The sequence below is a fragment of the Paenibacillus sp. FSL M8-0212 genome (assembly GCF_038004645.1).
Lineage (GTDB): Bacteria > Bacillota > Bacilli > Paenibacillales > Paenibacillaceae > Paenibacillus.
On the sequence record NZ_JBBORP010000001.1, the window covers coordinates 1,895,527 to 1,912,862 of the forward strand.

General features: G+C 48.0%; 12 protein-coding genes. 1 reads left to right on the plus strand and 11 read right to left on the minus strand.

The genetic code is table 11. The features are described from left to right. Positions 1 to 567: 567 nt before the first annotated feature. The 10 genes from MKX68_RS08345 to MKX68_RS08390 form a co-directional block, all read right to left on the minus strand. Positions 568 to 2,247: an NAD(P)H-hydrate dehydratase gene (locus tag MKX68_RS08345; protein WP_340910745.1), complete on the minus strand. Its 1,680-nt coding sequence runs from the start codon at positions 2,245 to 2,247 to the stop codon at positions 568 to 570. Between the two features lie 203 nt (positions 2,248 to 2,450). Continuing rightward, on the minus strand, positions 2,451 to 3,083 hold the full coding sequence (locus MKX68_RS08350; RefSeq protein ID WP_338590479.1) for an NAD(P)-dependent oxidoreductase: 633 nt from the start codon (positions 3,081 to 3,083) through the stop codon (positions 2,451 to 2,453). Between the two features lie 263 nt (positions 3,084 to 3,346). Next, entirely contained in the window at positions 3,347 to 5,101 is a 1,755-nt protein-coding gene (locus tag MKX68_RS08355; protein WP_340910749.1) for an alpha/beta hydrolase family protein, read from the minus strand. After that, positions 5,083 to 6,549, minus strand: a complete 1,467-nt coding sequence (locus tag MKX68_RS08360) for a tetratricopeptide repeat protein (protein ID WP_338590475.1) — start codon at positions 6,547 to 6,549, stop codon at positions 5,083 to 5,085. Before MKX68_RS08360 ends, MKX68_RS08355 begins: the two co-directional genes overlap by 19 nt. Further along, positions 6,546 to 7,346: a hypothetical protein gene (locus MKX68_RS08365; RefSeq protein ID WP_338590473.1), complete on the minus strand. Its 801-nt coding sequence runs from the start codon at positions 7,344 to 7,346 to the stop codon at positions 6,546 to 6,548. The genes MKX68_RS08360 and MKX68_RS08365 overlap by 4 nt, the downstream gene beginning before the upstream one ends. Next, entirely contained in the window at positions 7,324 to 10,068 is a 2,745-nt protein-coding gene (locus MKX68_RS08370; RefSeq protein WP_338590471.1) for a lanthionine synthetase LanC family protein, read from the minus strand. The genes MKX68_RS08365 and MKX68_RS08370 overlap by 23 nt, the downstream gene beginning before the upstream one ends. 118 nt (positions 10,069 to 10,186) lie before the next feature. Continuing rightward, on the minus strand, positions 10,187 to 10,324 hold the full coding sequence (locus tag MKX68_RS08375) for a hypothetical protein (protein WP_161799395.1): 138 nt from the start codon (positions 10,322 to 10,324) through the stop codon (positions 10,187 to 10,189). Between the two features lie 186 nt (positions 10,325 to 10,510). After that, the gene (locus MKX68_RS08380) at positions 10,511 to 11,782 is read right to left on the minus strand and encodes an MFS transporter (RefSeq protein ID WP_338594822.1); all 1,272 of its coding nucleotides are present in this window, start codon (positions 11,780 to 11,782) and stop codon (positions 10,511 to 10,513) included. Beyond that, positions 11,772 to 12,149: a hypothetical protein gene (locus tag MKX68_RS08385; protein WP_047840324.1), complete on the minus strand. Its 378-nt coding sequence runs from the start codon at positions 12,147 to 12,149 to the stop codon at positions 11,772 to 11,774. Before MKX68_RS08385 ends, MKX68_RS08380 begins: the two co-directional genes overlap by 11 nt. Positions 12,150 to 12,304: 155 nt before the next feature. Beyond that, a complete protein-coding gene (locus MKX68_RS08390) occupies positions 12,305 to 12,718 on the minus strand; it encodes a GNAT family N-acetyltransferase (protein ID WP_253429549.1) in 414 nt (137 codons plus the stop codon). 111 nt (positions 12,719 to 12,829) lie between these two features. On the opposite strand from MKX68_RS08390, the gene MKX68_RS08395 reads away from it, so the two are divergent. Further along, positions 12,830 to 13,717 (plus strand): hypothetical protein, encoded by an 888-nt coding sequence (locus MKX68_RS08395; protein WP_338590461.1) that lies wholly within the window; start codon positions 12,830 to 12,832, stop codon positions 13,715 to 13,717. Between the two features lie 777 nt (positions 13,718 to 14,494). On the opposite strand, the gene MKX68_RS08400 is transcribed toward MKX68_RS08395, so the two are convergent. After that, positions 14,495 to 17,221, minus strand: a complete 2,727-nt coding sequence (locus MKX68_RS08400; protein WP_340910757.1) for an S-layer homology domain-containing protein — start codon at positions 17,219 to 17,221, stop codon at positions 14,495 to 14,497. Between the last annotated feature and the right edge of the window lie 115 nt (positions 17,222 to 17,336).

Here is a 17,336-nt window from a genome sequence, read left to right on the forward strand (position 1 = left end):
GTAAATATTCTTTAGATCAACTTATATAGATTAGATAACAGGGCAGCAGCGTTTCATATCCAAACGTTTAACGAACCCTGCAAACCTTATTGGGCCATTAATTGCAGATTATAAAATCTAACGAATCTCAGGCACTCTATTCCCTAATTTAGCCTGGTTTTTCAGGTGTTTTCTCTGAAATACACAGAAATAACGTGGATGAGATTCGTTAGCTTTTGACCCTCGATGTAAACCGCGGTATAAGGTGTATCAGGTTCGTTAGGGCATCGAGCACTGGGCATTGGTATTGAGCATTGAGTACTGAGCAATGGGCATTTAGCATTGAGCAATGGACAACGTGCACTCATCTACTTTTGGTGCGCTGGTTCGTTGGATCACTTGCAGTTTGAAAACGAATCATCATAGGCAGTAACCCAAAACCGCGAGTTTGTCCCACACCTGTCCCATCCTCACAGTGCATCGATGATATCTCCGGCCAGCAGGGACGATGGGTCACTTGCAGTTTAGAAATAATTAGTCATAGACAGTAACCCAAAACCGCGAGCTTGTCTCACACCTGCCCCATCCTCACAGTGCGTCGATGATGTCTCCGGCCAGCAGGGACGATGGGTCAACGCGCAGCAGTGCTGCTCGTTCGGCGGCCTGTCCGTGGAGATATACGCCGAACGTGGCGGCTTGCTCCGCGCTGAGCCCTTGGGCAAGCAGACCGGCGATGATGCCGGTCAATACGTCCCCGGCACCGCCAGTCGCCATGCCGGCGTTCCCGGTGGTGTTGATGTACGCCTCGCCGGTTGGCGTTGCGATGACCGTTCGTGCTCCTTTGAGCACAAGGGTCACGCCCTGCTCGCGGGCGTATTTTGCAGCGTGTCCAATGCGGTCACGCTGCACCTCTTGGGTCGACATGCCCAGCAGTCGACCCATCTCGCCAGGGTGCGGCGTCAGGATTGTCGCCGCACTTCGCTGGCCCCAGTCGCGAGGCCCATGTGGGCCAGCGTCTGCCAGCATGTTGAGGGCGTCCGCGTCGATGACGAGCGGACGATCCGTATGTTGCCACAGACGGCGAAGCCAGTCTGTGTCGCCCTTGAAGCGGCCGAGGCCGGGGCCGGTCGCGAGCACGTCGCGGCTCTCCGCGAGACGCAGCACTGCGTCGGCGGAAGCCGCGTTCCATTCGCCGCTGTCTCCATCGGCGGCGGCAGCAAGCATGAGCTCGGGCACGGTGCCGATGACATGCGGCAGCAGTGCCGCGGGCAGCGCCCATGTGGCGAGCCCGCAGCCTGCGCGCAGCGCGGCCTTGGCCGAGAGCAGGCCAGCGCCGCTCATCGGCAGACTTCCTGCGGCCAGCAACACGTGGCCGTAGGTGCCCTTGTGGCCGTCCGGTGCCCGGAGACGGCCTGTGTCCACGCGCAGCGCAACGCGCAGCACCTCGTCCGTCAGCAGACGGACCGAGGGGCCATGCTCTGGCGCAAGCCGCGCGGGAATGCCGATGGCGCGCACCACTATGCGCCCCGCGGCAGAAGCGCCCGGGTACTGCACCAGCCCGCGCTTGAGCAGCGCGAGGCATACAGTCACCCGGGCTTGAATGCAGGGCTCGTACACCTCTCCGGTGTTGGCGTCCAGCCCGCTTGGCACATCGGCGGACACGACCGGCTTGCCGCTGTCGTTCGCCGCCTCAATCAGCGCCGCGTAAGCTCCGCGCGGCGCCCCCCGTGAGCCGGTGCCCAGCAGCGCATCCACGATGCCTGTGCACCGGCTGAAGTCCACGGCTTCGCGCCCGTGGACAAGAGCGGGGATGCCAAGCTTCGCAGCGGCATCCCGTTGCACTGCGGCTTCGCCACGCAATGCCTCAGGGGCATCGGCGTAGACCAATGTTACGCCAAGCCCTGCTTCAACCAAATGGCGCGCGGCCACCAGCCCATCGCCGCCATTATTGCCCTTGCCGATCAGCATGTACCACTGCTGATCTCCCGGGCGCTCCATCACCAGCGCCGGATCGGCGATGATGTCGCCACCATAACCTTGCCAATCACCGGGCCCGGTGTGTGCCCGCCTCGCATCGGTCTTGCTGCTATAGCCAAGCTGCCCTGAATCCACAAGCCGGCCTGCTGCCTGCCCTTCCCGGCACAGCTTGATGACTTCCTCGGCTATGGCGCGGCCTGCATTTTCCATTAGACTGGCAGCAGGAATACCCAGCTTATGAATGGTATACTCGTCCACAGCTCTCATTTGTTCAGCGGTTACGATAAACAACGTTCATCCCTCCCCGTGACAAGCTCATCTCATACTTAAAAGTAGCAACTTTGCACCTAAACGCTGCATCTTATATGTGTATCACTATATTTCCCCTTACCTCATCCAGTTACCACAATCCAATCGATACATCATCGAAAACTCTATCGATTCCGTGTACGAGACCTTCAGATTAAATTATCCATTCCAAAGCCCGTCTTCGCTTAATAACCTACCGTAAACCGTGCCTGGATAAACTGCGGATCGTCCAGTTCATCCACCAAAGCCGCTGCAAAATCACCAACAGAAATTGAGCTTTCCCCGATATCATCTGTAATCACACGGGTCATACCAACTCGGAACTGGCCAGTCCGACGTCCTGTTGTGATTGTTGCAGCAGGGCTCATATAGGTCCAGTGAATACCTGATGCTTCAATCAGGTCATATGCTTCTGCATGTGCTTTTGCCAGTGGTTTGACTTCTTCCGGGAATCCCGGCGTATCCATCAGCATATCACCTGAATCGGTTAGCAAACTTCCCGCTCCACCAACTACAACCAGACGTCCTGCTTTTGCCCGGCGCACACCCTCGATCAACGAACGTGTCACTTCCAGCATCTCTTCTTCTCCACCAAACTTCGGTCCATATGCACTCACAACCGCTTCCTGACCCGCTGCAAAGTCAGCCACCTGATCCGGGTTAAGCAGATCTCCCTGTTCTACACGCAAACGCTCATGCACCATCTCAACCTTCGAAGGGTCACGCACTACCGCTGTCACTTCATGCCCACGATCCATCAGCTCCCACAGTATCGTCTTGCCAATTGCTCCGGTTGCTCCAAAAATGGCTACTTTCATATGAATTCCCTCTTTTCTGTAGATATCATCTTGTCAACTTACCGTTATTTTAATACTTAATCCTATTGTTATATACCTTAAACGGCTCACGCCATCTTAAACCGGATGTGACATCTTGTAAACGTTAATGTTCATTCGCTTAACCTCTCAAGCTACGCATCAGACCACGAACAACACTTCCCCAACAACATTTCCTTTCCATATCGTTACCTTAAATATAGCCAAAAAAGCCGCATTTGCGGCTTCAACATCACGTATTTATCTTACGTGGATACTCTACTGCAGGTTAGAAAATCAACAGCCTTCTGCGCCCAGATTCGCTCCGAATAAGCTTCATGCGCCATATCCTCGATATGAAGCTCAATCCTGCCTGTAGCACCAGACATTTGCTTGTTTTCCATGATGTCCAGATATAACCTCTCCGTCTGTTCTACGGGACACAGTTGATCAGCCTGACCATGAATGAGCTGAATATCCACCTCACTGAGTCCGGATACATAAGCTGTTGGGCTTCTATCCCGCAGGGCAGATGGATCATGCAAAAGCTCACCGATTTCAGTTTCCAAGAATGATCTCAGCTTCGCTCCTCCGCCTGCGTACAGTCCTTCCAGATCCGTAAACGGTGCACAGGCAACCACAGTACTCCATAACGCCGGACTTTTACCTGCTACCAGCAATGCCAGATAAGCCCCATAGCTCACCCCATAGAGAGATACGTGTGAATAGGAAGATAACATCTGCTCCCGCATGAATTGGATGACATCTGCATCCACGCCGCCCCAATCGTTCTGAATGCGCATCCTGTAATCCGTGCCGAACCCTGAACTACCGGGATAGTTCAGCCCGATAACCCGCACTCCTGCCTGATATAATCCGCTGATGACCGGACTAAAGCTGTCAAACAGGCAATTATGAGGTCCGCCATGAAGATAGATAACCACCTGTTCTGCGCCCTCCGGGTGTATGTCCATGTACGGAATCATCTCATGTCCATAACGAACCCATCCATAGATTACATCGGGTTCCTCGTCAGGATGCTTGCCAATTCTCTCATCTCGCTCAACCGGGAAACGGGTAATCGTACGCGTTTGTTCCAAAAACCGGTATATCCCCGGCACCGGAGGACTTACAATAGATTCATATTTTCCGATCAAGCCCTGCCTGTCCCTGCTGAGCACAGCCTGTGTCAAGATTCCCGGATAATCATACAGCTCATACCTCTTCTCTCTGTCCAATGTATATTGAACATATTGCCACCTGCCGCAGGTTATCCCTTCGCAGAGGACTAGCTGTTGATGTAGATCGAGTTGCATTCTGATCAGTTCAGAGAAGGGTTGGCTATCCGTTGAACATTCATGCACCCGATCCTCTCCCTGCCTGATCCATCCCGGCTGGAAGCCATCTTCCACAGGAATAGAAACGGCTATCAGATCCCCCTGCTTATCCATCACAGGGTAGGCATACTCCTTATAGGGTATTTTGGATGATGGAAGGATATCTTCGGAATACGAGTACACTCTTCCAAATCCACCAACGTTTACACCAACCTCTCGTGTTGATGCAGACCAGAATACAAATTGCGGGTTGTCCAGATCAGGAGTAACCCATCGCGCCTCATCCTTCTCGGGATCGTAAAGACCTATACGAACAGCTCCTGAACGATGTCTAATGGAAAATAGCAGAATTAATTGCCCCTCTTGCCAAGCGGCCTGCATCACAGGAAATGGAAACTTCACAAAAAGACTCTGAACCAGCCTTGCTTGCTCCTCATCCTCGTATATATGAAGCCATTTCCCCGTCTTGTCCTGTGTAATCACCAGAACACGGTTCCTGCCCATAAACTGAATATGCTGCGTGTGCTGCTCTGACTCTGTCCCATGTTCAGAAAGGATCTGCCGGCTATCCATGCGGCCTGTATCATCAAGACTGCACCATTCACATGTATTGTCATCATAGCCCAAGAGCATACTCGTTCGTTCCTTATTCACGCTCATTCGTGTCAAGAATGGATAACCCAACCGGATTTCCTCCTCTCATTCCAGCTCTTTAACTGCTCCCATCCCTCCAATTGCGATTCCAGTTTATCAATATACTGGTCCTGCGTGTATGCATCTAGGGGCGTAACGGTCCCCAGTCTGCCTAATGTTTCCCGAATCAATCTGATCTGTGGCAGACTGGCAACCGGCAGCCCCATCATCAATAGACGGTACACCCGGGATGCCCGTTCCTCTGATCCTTGAGTAATCAGCGCGCCAGCGATTTCCACGGCACGGCCAAGCAGTTTGGAATGGATAGTGTTTGTCTTCATGCGTAACAACTGAATCAACAGTTCATATTCCTGCTCCTGCTCACCAAGCTGTTGATGTAATACCATTTTTAATTGCAGTACATGCCCCAACCAATCTACATACGCATCAACACAAAACTTCTCCGCAGCCAGCAACGTCTTACCTGCCTCTGCATAAAGACCCGCTCGGAGCTGCAAGCCCGCAATGTTTAGTAGCGTTTGAATCTGAAAAACCTGCTGATCGGGTCCATCAGGAAGCTGGCGTATACGCTGACCCGCCTGTTGCTCCAACGTAATTGCGCGTTCTACATTGCCCTCCTGCATCTCAATTAATGCTTCACCATTATCAAGTGCAGCCCATTTCCCAGTACGATACGTTTCAGTTAACTCTTCATGGGCAATGGTTTCCCGAGCTTTGGAATAACAGTGTCGCGCTTCGGTATAATGCTTCCCGTTTTTGGTCAACAGCTGACCCAACTCAAACCAGAGTACTGCCTGTTGTGTCGCCGACAACCGTTGAAATAACGAATTATGGTCAAAAAAATGAAAACAGGACCTGTAGCGGGCCGGATCAGCCGATTTGGATAACAAAACCCAGGCCAGCCTATTGTAAAGCGCCAATGCTGCCTCTTTTTCCTTCCCTTTATCCTTGCTTACCATTTGTAGCTGTTCTTCCAACAAACGTCGGGTCTGATCGGGCGTATCCCTGACAAGGGATACCGGAAGTTTGGGTATGTCCTCAGGATGACTCGCCATGGTTGGATAGCGATGAAAAAAAAGCACTACGCTTACTCCCCTTAGCTTCTGTCGATACAAGATATAGTGGATGGCTCCCAGATCCGCAGGGTGAAGGTAGGAAGATACTTCAACCAGAACCCATTTCCGATTACCAGGCGTCCACCCTGATCTTTGGAATCTCAATAACGCATTTTTACATGCCACAAGATCATCTATTGGCTGAAATGGATTTAGTTGATAGATCAGCGGGAGAGTAGCATACGGATCACCAACCGCAATTTGTATAACCTTATCCTGCCAATGCGTTTTCAGTTTGTGAACTTCATGCTTCACCGCATCTGATGTCCCTTCAACAACAAACAATCCAGGTTCATGACTCACACGAAACCATTTACTTCTCAGATCATGATAATCCGTACTTTCCAGTGAGACAGGCATCATGAAAGTTCACTCTCTTTCGTGATTCGGCATACGTGTATAAGTTCAGGTACCTGTTGTAAATTCAACGCCGTCATCAATTGATAACTGCCCCGGTTGTTTGCATCAAGTGAAGCTTTAATCCGCTGATCCGGATCTGAACTGTACCGATGGAGACCATATGCAGCAAGCCAACGGGCCCAACCTTGACGTTTCGCTTCTGGTATTGTGAATATATGAGCAAGGAGTACACTCCCAAACTCATCGCTTAACAGGCAGCCCCCAATCTTACTTCCCTCCAGTTCCACAAGCCCGGAACCTTTCAGCAGCTTGCCATATACACCCTGATAAATATCTCCGATAGCTTGACGAGCAGCTTCCCAACCTGGACAGGTAGGATCACTGGCCTGGAGCAAGTGTGCAAGGGAATCCGCCTGCCCCTCCGCAGACATCCAAACCGCGTCTTCATTAGGCATAACCGGCACGGGAACGTCTTTCAACTTGCCGAAAAATCGATACCGATGGGCAAGAACATCCGCCCGGTATCCAAGCTTCTCCCACGGAAATGAGGCAGGAGCAGTTGCATATAGAGAGGACCATGTGATTTTATCCAAAACGGATGACATCCGATCTCCCCAATAAGGATTGGAATGTGCTTCACTCCATAAATCCAATGTGTACTGCCCCTCACCCTGATCAATCATCATGAACGAAGATAGGGTATTCTCATTTCCAGGTTCAACTGCATAATAGCGATCCCCCGTTTTCCCTGATTCGTGCTGGCATTGCGGCAGGATGTCAGATATGGATGTTAGCATCATACGCTTTCCCCTCCCTGTTATAATCGAAACCTGAATAAACCAGTGGTTCGGATGTAACAGACGGATAAAAACGGCGTAGCAGGAATGTATAGATCCCCATATAACCGGTCATATAATCCGGGGAGAAGGACTCCATGTCCTCCAGAGGCCACATCCATATGTCTTCCTGTGGATCACTTCGCAATACATACAAACTCTGTGTATACTCCGCTAGTTTGGTTTCATATCTGCCTGGGAACTTGCGGTTAGCCAAGAGCAGAAAATCTCCATTGCCTGCAATTCCGTGACACTGCCCAAAAGAAGCAAATACCGTTGCCTGTGCCACTGCATCCGCTGCTTGAAGACCAAGTCTGGTACAGAGGGGATCTTGTAAAATATCAGCCGCTGCCATCAAAAATCGACCTATACCCGCCGATCCATTACACCAATGTACCCAGAGTGTATCCGGTTTTTCCGGGGATGCAGGCCACAGGCTCACGCCATTCTGTCCTCCATGACTCGTACGATCAAGTGTATCTACAATTCGCTTCACAGCAGAATAGTACGCTTCCTTTCCTGTACGCTGCGCCAAGGCAAGCAAATAATATCCGATGCCTGCGATGCCATGAGAGAATCCAAGGGAATGATGGCCTTTTTTGTCCGATTTATCTTTCACTTTCCACAAACTCAATGATTCATCTGTCTGCTCTTCTTGTTCCAAAATATAAACACCAAGTTCCTCTGCTCTTGCCAGAAGTTCAGGGCGGCCGCCAATACGGTATATTTCAAGCAGCATCAATCCCAACCCCGCCGCTCCATGACTAATATTGGTCTGTACTGGCTCATGCCGGGTGATTTCCAATGCCAGATCCTCTGCACGTCGAAGCAACGATGGATCATTTATTCGTTCAGCCGTCTCTGCCATTGCCCAGGGAACAGCGCCATATCCAAAGTATAATGCTACAGGTGTCTCATCTGGAACGTAAGGGTGATTCGTCAAAATCCATTCCAATACTTCATACGCATATTGATGGTATTGTCTGTTTTGTGTAATCTGACCAAGGTGATTAAAACCAAAGATCATCCCTGTCCAGCCAAAGTTGAAATTCGCCGGATGAAACATCTTGCCCATGCTGTTTTCCGGGAACAGTTGCAAGGGGTTATTAAAATCAAGAGAAGTATACAATGTGTTTACCATACGCTCGGCCTGACGGAGTACTTCTTCTGGCTCCATATTGCATTCATTTTTCTCTATTACATCCTTGCTTCCTCCTGAATTGACCTCTTGCCGCTCCAGCAATGTAACCAGTGTTTTACGAATTTCTGATAACTCCACATATCCGCCTGACATGATCTCGATGCCCAGACTTCCCAAGCCACGGAGCTGTGTATTACTCTGATGATCCAGATAAGCCTGTGCAGCTTCCAGATGGGATTGCCGATATTTCAGATAGGGGTCGATGGATGAGGCCATGTAATAGAAGACGCCTCCCAGTGCATAAAGATCATCCGCATAACTGGATCGCCTGCTGTGCTCACGTCCCCGTGGTACATAGCCCGGAGTATGACCGGTCAATGGATCAGCCTGACTCTCATCACTTCTGACATAAGCCAGTTCAAGATCAATCAGGCGTACACTTCCGTCCGTCAGCACAACAATATTGTTGGGCGTCAGATCATTGATCACAATTCCTTTATCGTGACATTGCTGCACCATATTGAGAATATGTATACCCATCCGATGCATATCCGCCCGGTTGTAATCTGCGGCTACATGTCTGCGATGTATATATTCACGCAAGCTGATGCTTTCAAAATACTCCAGGATCAGATAGCGGTTATTTTCAGTACTAAACAGATCAAGCGGCCTTGGGGTAACCCCCGTATCCTTCATCAGATCAAGCACGCGATACTCATTATCCAAATAGTTATGAGCAGAGCGCCCACCACCGTCTACACGCATGCGGTAGACCGCTTCTTTCATGACAGCCTGTTCATAGGATGTGCCAGAGATGAGAAATACTCCTCCCTTGCCGGATTTCTTGAGTACACGTCTCACACGAATATTTCGTATACCAAACTCATTGTTATTGGAATCGGAGTGACGAGAAGCAGCCTGGTTCTTCTCCATGGCTTGAATCCGCAGTAACTCCTCAGGTTCATTCACCCACTCCGGTTTATACCTGCCAGGTGTTCTTCGATCCTCCTCCAGCATGCCTTCTGGATTCTGGATGGCATACACTTTTGCACCCGAGTACCGGTCATAGTAGAAACGATCAGTGAATGCACCATAACGATAAAATACACACTGGCTACCTAGGTATGCCCGATCTGTCGGAATAGCGGGTCCTTTTAGATCACGTGTACATGAATGCATTAGCTCAAGTAACTTCAAGAATTGCTCTTCGTCTCGTGCGTAGATGGTGACACACTTCCCAGTCTGAGGGAGAGGTATGGAACCGTTAGATGTTTCAATCAGTTTCAGCCCGCTGCTCACTACTTTCCATTGCACATCATTTTCTGTGAGAACAGGTGCAATGCGTCGCAACAATTCAGCTCCTTCCACAGGGATAACAGACAGATGAATTTTCCAGCCCTGTGCGGGAAGCCTTAATTTTTCCGGTCTAAAACAAATCCAATGGCCGTCATTCGACCATTGGATGGATTGGGGAAGTTCCCGGATTATATGTTCCAAAGCGTTCTCAAAGGCGTCCTTCTTTGGGGTTACGCTTGCGAATTTCAATGAGAATCACTCCTTTTTGAATAAAGTAAGAGGGGGAGGTACAATTATTTTAGTAATGCGCGAAAATCAAAGACTTATCTTTCAAATGATTCAGTGAATAGAGCGTGAAAAGAAGTTCCTAGCTCTCAACAACGATTGTTTGTGAGCTAGTCCAGCTGCACACTGTACACAAGCTTGTTTCCTCAAACATGTTGTTATCCTCTTCAACCTCTAGTGCCATCAAATCCTGTACAGATAAAATTTCCTTGTTTTCCATGATATATTACCTCCCATTTGTCTCCCCCTCTTATAAACCAAATTCTACATAAAATTTGATATTCCTTCTTTTTAATTGAATTATTTTACATAAATTATTTACTTAATCCATTTATTTCGCCTGATCATGTCAAATTACTTGTTTCCTCAGACTAAAAAGAGGCGCAATATGACATCAGATTTCAGACTACATCGAGGTCGTTTGTTGCCGGGTACGCTTGCTACGTTCTTCACGGAAAGGTCGGACAAATAGGCTTGCCATGCCCATACAAATAACAAATGTACCAATCCCCATGTACACCCATGAAGGGTTGTACGTTTCAATGAACCACCCTCCCAGCAACAACCCGAGCGGATTACTAATGCCACTCATCAAAACACCCATACTGTTCATGACACGTCCTCTCTTTTCTTCCGGGGTGGATAAAAGAATGGAAGTAACCAATGGTACATTCACAAGAGCAAGTCCCATCATCAACAAAAATGAACATGCAATCGCGATATACAGGTTAGGAAACATCGGCATGAGCAGCAAACTTGTACCTGAGATGAGATAACTGATCAAAAACCAGTGAGCGAGCGAGAGTCGTTTGGCATATTTACCACTGAGCAGAGAACCTGCAATACTGCCAGCGGCAAAGGCTGACTGAAGCAGACCGTAGCCTTGTGGTCCGGCTTGCAGCACCATATTGGCAAAAATCGGCGTGAAAATGTGCAGTGGCGCCCCCGCAAAATTGATAATAGCTCCAAAGATAATGCAGCAGGCCAAAATTTTACGGGAAAACAGGAATGTAATTCCCTGCATGCTATCTTTAACAAAACCGGAGACTCCTTTTTGTTTCACTACTTTGGTTACAGGGATGCGGATAAAAAAAATGGATATGGCGGATAGCAGAAATGTAACGGCATAGATGAACAGGATGGACTGAACGGAGATGAGCGCGATCAATATTCCCCCCAAGGCGTATCCAAGCAATTCAATCGTTTTGGAGGAAGAGTTGAGTAGTGCATTGGCTGGAGCTAATTGTTTTGCAGGTTCTGGCAAAATAGCGGGGATGACTGTCTGGGTTGCCGGATTGAACAAAAAACCAAGGATTGCAATGAGCAGATTGGCTGCGTAAATATGCCACGGAAGCATGGATCCTGTCATGAACAAAATAGCCAATATGCAAGCTACGCCTGCACGCAATATATCTGTCCAGATCAAAAGTTGCTTTTTCGGCAGGCGATCGCTGATCGTAGCCAAGGGAATACCCAAAAATGCATAGATCAAGTACGGCAACATCGGAATCAGTGCGGCAGCAAGTGCCGACTCCGTTAATTGGAGGATATACCACATCGTCGCCATAGAAAATAAAATCTGACCTGCGCCAGAAATTAATCTACCAACAAGAAGCACAACAAAAGAAGGAAGGCGCAAAACCGCTCGATAGCTGTCGCCGCGAATTTCATTTTTCATCTTTTTCACGCACCTCTCCCTCGTACGTAACAGATTCATCATCACTAATACGATGCAGACGCGTAACCAAACCTGAATCTCGAATGGTCTGTTGTATCTTGGCTTTTACCCGTTCCAGTTCAGCCGTATACTCGCGTATCTCGTTCAATAAGGTCTGATGGGTTCGTATACCCTCCCTAATCAACATTGCAGTCGCATCAGAACGGTTTTTCGCTAATTCAAGAAATACAAGCTGATCTATGATATCAATCTCTTCCTGACTTAATCGAACGGAAACAACTCCCTTGGCTCCCGAAAGATTTTTGTTCGCCTGCTCCACAGATCGTTCCACCATCTGGTTAAACTGAGCTTTCTGGTCATTGTACATATTCAATTCCTCCATTCTTCACGAGTGCACGCGTATATCGTAATTTGTAAATCGTAAATTGGATTCAATTTACATTATACCTGTAAATAAATGGTTGTAAAGCAAAAAACCTTTGGATATCCAAAGGTTCGCCGAATATGTTTTTAACTAGTTCACTAGTCTCCCTGCCTCCACCACATCCCCTCCGATTTTGGGCTGGTGTATTCAAATCCAAATTGAGCATAAAGTTGATCAGCCGGAACATCCGCCAGCAGACTGACCAAACCACGGGCAGGTACTGCTTTACGCAGATAATTCATAATTTCGCTCATGATCAGTTTTCCATACCCCATTCCCTGAACATCCGGGTGTACAGCAATATCGACGACCTGAAAGAAACAACCTCCATCTCCAATCACTCGCCCCATGCCTATCAGCATATCCTCTTCACGCAGACATACGGCAAACAGGCTATTCGGTAATCCAATCTCCGCCCCTTCCCTGCTCATTGCACTAAGGCCGGCAATCTGCCGCAAGGCAAGATACTCCACTGCTGCGGGTGGTGTGTGTTCAATACTCACATGATCCATGAATTGTGCCCCTTTCTGCTTGAATTCATCTACTTCCTGTGTAATAGTGAGAGAAAGCTTACGTGAAGCGTGTTTCATGATACGTGAAGTTGCTGCAAAGGAGGAACAAGTGTGTTTCAACGTTGGATTGAGGATCTGACATCACGCCCAGGTGCTGTGGCTGTGCTGCTTGGCGTCATGGCTTTGCTTCTGGGAATATACATATGGTCTGCCACTGAAGTTCGCCGCAGCCACGAAAGGCGAATGCAAAGGATACGAGATACATTATACATAAGTACAGCCCTCTTGGGACAACTTACCATCCAGGAAAATCGGAATTATGAACGGTCGGAACACGAACATAACGATCTGATAACGGCAATGTTAGCCTGCAAAGCTGCATCTTACCTATCCCCTCAGCTACAGGACCAGATCCGTGACTGTATTAAGGATCATGATCCTGCCAGAATCGGACTGATGCACAGAGCACTGGAACGGGAGTGCACCGTATTATCGGATGAACTCAGCCGGGATACTCTTGCAGATCATTGGGGCACAGCGGTCTGGACCATCCTTCGGCCTGTAGCCGAACCTGCCGCACTGGCGGCCACAGGGTTTCTGGTTACAGATCTGGTATTTCGTCAGCGGATGTTGGACGTTTCTGTGGACTCATGGGACAACATCTTGCCATGGATTCGCGCAATTTCCCTAATGATCACCATAATATATGGTTACCTGCTCTGGGCCAGCCCACGACGGGATAGGTCACGTACAGTAACCAAAATGCTCTCCTTGCTGATCGCCCTATGCTCCTTGCTCCATCTGATTGGACCTGTTGCTGCACCCTATGCACTGGGACTACAGCTGATTATATTTACTTCGGGTTTCGGGTTGACTGGGACGCGCTCTCGCAGTGATCGCCCCTACGCAGGACATACGGATCTGGAACCTACGAAGCAAGTCTCTACGGAGATAGAAGGGAATACACGTCGTACATCTGGTACCAACACCGACGAATAACCTACGCATCCAGCCGCTTCCGTATGATTAAACTTAGATACCCACCTCGATGATACGAGACTCGTTCCTCTCTCGGCTGGATTTCCACCGATCAGGTCGTGTCTCCTTACTCGGCATGCTATACGATGATGAATGTCAGTGTCCCAAAATTATCGAGCTCCCGTCTGGCTGTTCCTATTGAGTAGCCAGTCGATTTTCTAAGGAACACAGAACGTCTTATATTACCTCTACAGCCTCTTTCAAAATTGTAAAGAACCTCAGACACGTTATTTCCCAAAATCGCTCGATAAAAATGCTCTAAAACGCCGTACATTTCGATATAACGTGTCTCAGATTCTTTAGATTTCTGCGGGCGTTTCAAATCCTTGAATACGACGCCTCAGATTCGTTAGCGCTCAATCCCTGCTCATGCTCTGTTCCAAGAGCGACTGAGAGGACAAGCTCGTGTCCCTCCCTTACGAAAAGAAAATTTTCATTGGTAGAGGAAAATAGGGAAGCCACCTTTGTGAAGTCCTGATCGCTTGCTCTTATTCAGTATGCAGCACGCTTTCCAACTCTGGACTCGTTAATATACGTCTCGGCTTTCAGTAGATTTTGAAAGAACGCTCTAAATCCAACGTATCTGTACGCAAAAAGGGCTGAAACTACAATGTAGTTTCAGCCCTTTTCTATATTACTAATTTTGTCTCGCGAAGAATGATCGTAAGGTTATTCTGTCATCGAAGTCGCATGTGTGACATTCTTTAGTTCACTTTGTATCATGGAATAATTACTTCATTATTTGGCTACAACATGTGCAATGATACGACCTTTTTCATACGTGACCGTAACGTCATAACCATCTGCCGTTACACTGTCGAATTCACCTGTAATTCCATTAGCCGTGATTAACGTAATATCTTTGGAACCTTCAATCTTATAGTTGGACAAGTCGAGTTTGAGACTTCCTCCTTCAATATAGAGTTTTCTGCCAACATTCAGTTGACTGTTGCCATCAGCGACAACCAATTCCAGCGTCCCCTTATCCATGGTGAAGTTTCTATTCAAGGTTAATGCTCCATCGACATTTACAACAACTGTTCCATTTTCTACATACAGATCACCCGTACCAAAAGCCGTTGCGGATTCGGCTACCAATGTTCCTGCTTGCAGTAAGGTTCCGCCTGTGTAGCTATTTTTTCCTGTCAATGTAAGGGTTCCTGTTCCTTTTTTCGTAAGCATTCCACTACCCGTAATATCATTTCTCCACCAATCTTCTGCATTAAACCGTCCTTTGGAAGCATCCATATCCACAGTTACATTGTTCAAAAATGCACCGTATCCATCCGAAGCCGTGACCAGATCAATTCTACCCCAGCCCTTGGATTCATCCAGTACAGGATATCCAGAGTCAATGGATGTTGTATACAATACTTGTCTGCGTTGCTCATCTGTTAAATACGGTTGACGTGTTTCCAACAGAGCTTCTGCTCCTTGCGGTACAACGGGAGCCAACCCTTTGGTTCCTGTTTGTGGTAGACCATAAGTCATCTTCTCTCTATAGAAGGCTTTATTGGCATCATGATCTTCCCATTTGTGTTCATCGTAAGCACTCTTGAACGTGTAATCTTCGGTTACGGTGTGTGCATACTCATACAGACTCATATTGTTTTCCTTGGCTGCAGCTCCAAATACTTCTCCTGCATTCTCATAGCCTTTCTCTAACACATCTTTGTTCTCAGCCTGATTAAGTGCATAGGCAGCCATGGCTGTCGACTGTATTCTTCCTCCTATAATATCAAGCGGTGAGTGCATCCCTGTTACGACTCGATTCTCGCCCAACTGAGCTGCTCTCGTTAACAATTCAGAGAATCGTTCTGGTGTAGCGTATGCCAAAGGAAATACGGATAAGTAAGCTGCACTGGTATGTCCGCTCGGAAATGCGCCATCTTTTCCTCTTCCATCCTCAGCGATTCGTTTGACATAAGTTAACGCAGGAATAAGCTTAACGTTAGTTTCGTATTGCTGGTAATGTTTTTCTCCTGTTGATTTGGTGCCGCCTGAAGCCAAAGGTACTTCTTTTTTCTCACCTTCGCCCAAGGTTTCCCATACAGGCAGTCCCTTGCTGTCAACAACTTCTTTCACTTCTCCATTGGAATTCATTCTCCACGGTCTAGGGGAAGAGTAGAAATATTTAGAAGGATTAGATGAGGCAGGAATTTTGAATCGAACCAGATCAACTAAATTGACCAAGTCTGAAAGTTCCGTCTTTGCTTCCCAATCTCCAATGCCTTGGCTTTCATCTTCCACTGTTTCTTCGGTCAATACCACATTCATTTCGTCCACCGTTCGTTCAACGTTTGTCTTTGGCTTGATGATATCTACATACGTGTTAGCCAACGGACCAAAGCCCTCCATCACGCTATAGATCTTATCTCTTTGGTCATCATAATAGGCTGCCAATGTCTCTTCAGCCGTGCGATTTTGCGTGACCTTTTCTACATATTTGATATTGGCTTCCCAAGTCGCTTTGTTTCGGATCTCTTCATTTGCATATGTTTTCTGATCAGCGACAGCTACGGTTGGATCGTTTTTAAAGCCATCATAATATGGGGACGGTCCATCTCCATACTTTGCATTTTTGCCGTCAGCTCCAATTTTGGTTGCCGCTGTCCCATCTCTCCAATCCGCTTGGTTCATGGACCATACTTGATCAAAACCGTCCAAAATATCAATAAACGGATTGGTTTCGGCAATATTTTTCAAGGTGTCGTCTCCGGCATTGGCTCCGTGCTTCACGGCGGATAACCGAGCTTCATCTGCTGGGGGATTAACATTCAGTACGGTTGCCGTTCCTTTTGGCTTAGCTGGTTTGGCAGCTGTAGTAGCATCTGTTTCCACAGCCTTAACGAGCGCAGACACCGCTTCGGCACGCGTAATGGAATTAAGCGGTTTGAAGCTTCCATCTGCATAACCGGAGATAATTTTCGCTGCTGCCGCTCCACCTACAGCTCCCTTGCTCCACGCCGCAATAGACGATGAATCGCTAAATACATTCGCTGCTGTTTCATTTAACTCCAGATTCAAAATGCCAGCGATCACTTTAGCTGCTTCTTGACGGGTGATCGGATCTTGTGGCTTCATTGTGCCATCGGTGTATCCATCTATATATCCATTCGCATTTGCAATAGAAATTGCTTCGTAATACCATGCACTCTCAGACACATCGTTAAAGGTAATTTTAGCTTGTCCGGAATATCCAAAAGCACCGTTTACCAAATTCATAAATTCTGCTCTGGTAATATACGTATTCGGTTTGAATGAACGATCCAGGTAACCTCGAATTAATCCTTCATCACCCCATGCTTGAATATTTGCTTCCGCCCAGTGTCCCTTAATATCAGAGAACTGAATCTTCTGATCGGCTGCAAAACTCTTCTCTGCAAATGTCGGACCAACCATAGACAACATTAGAAGTAATGCCAGTGACTTTTTAAGTGGTTTTCTCATGGCTTGCAAATACACGCTCCCGTTATGGTAAATTATTTTTTTGCTTCTGCATCTGCAAATGAGTAAGAAAGACTCTATACAGATGTCTGATCTGCCGTTACTGTAGCATTAGGGAGCGTTTCGCATCTAT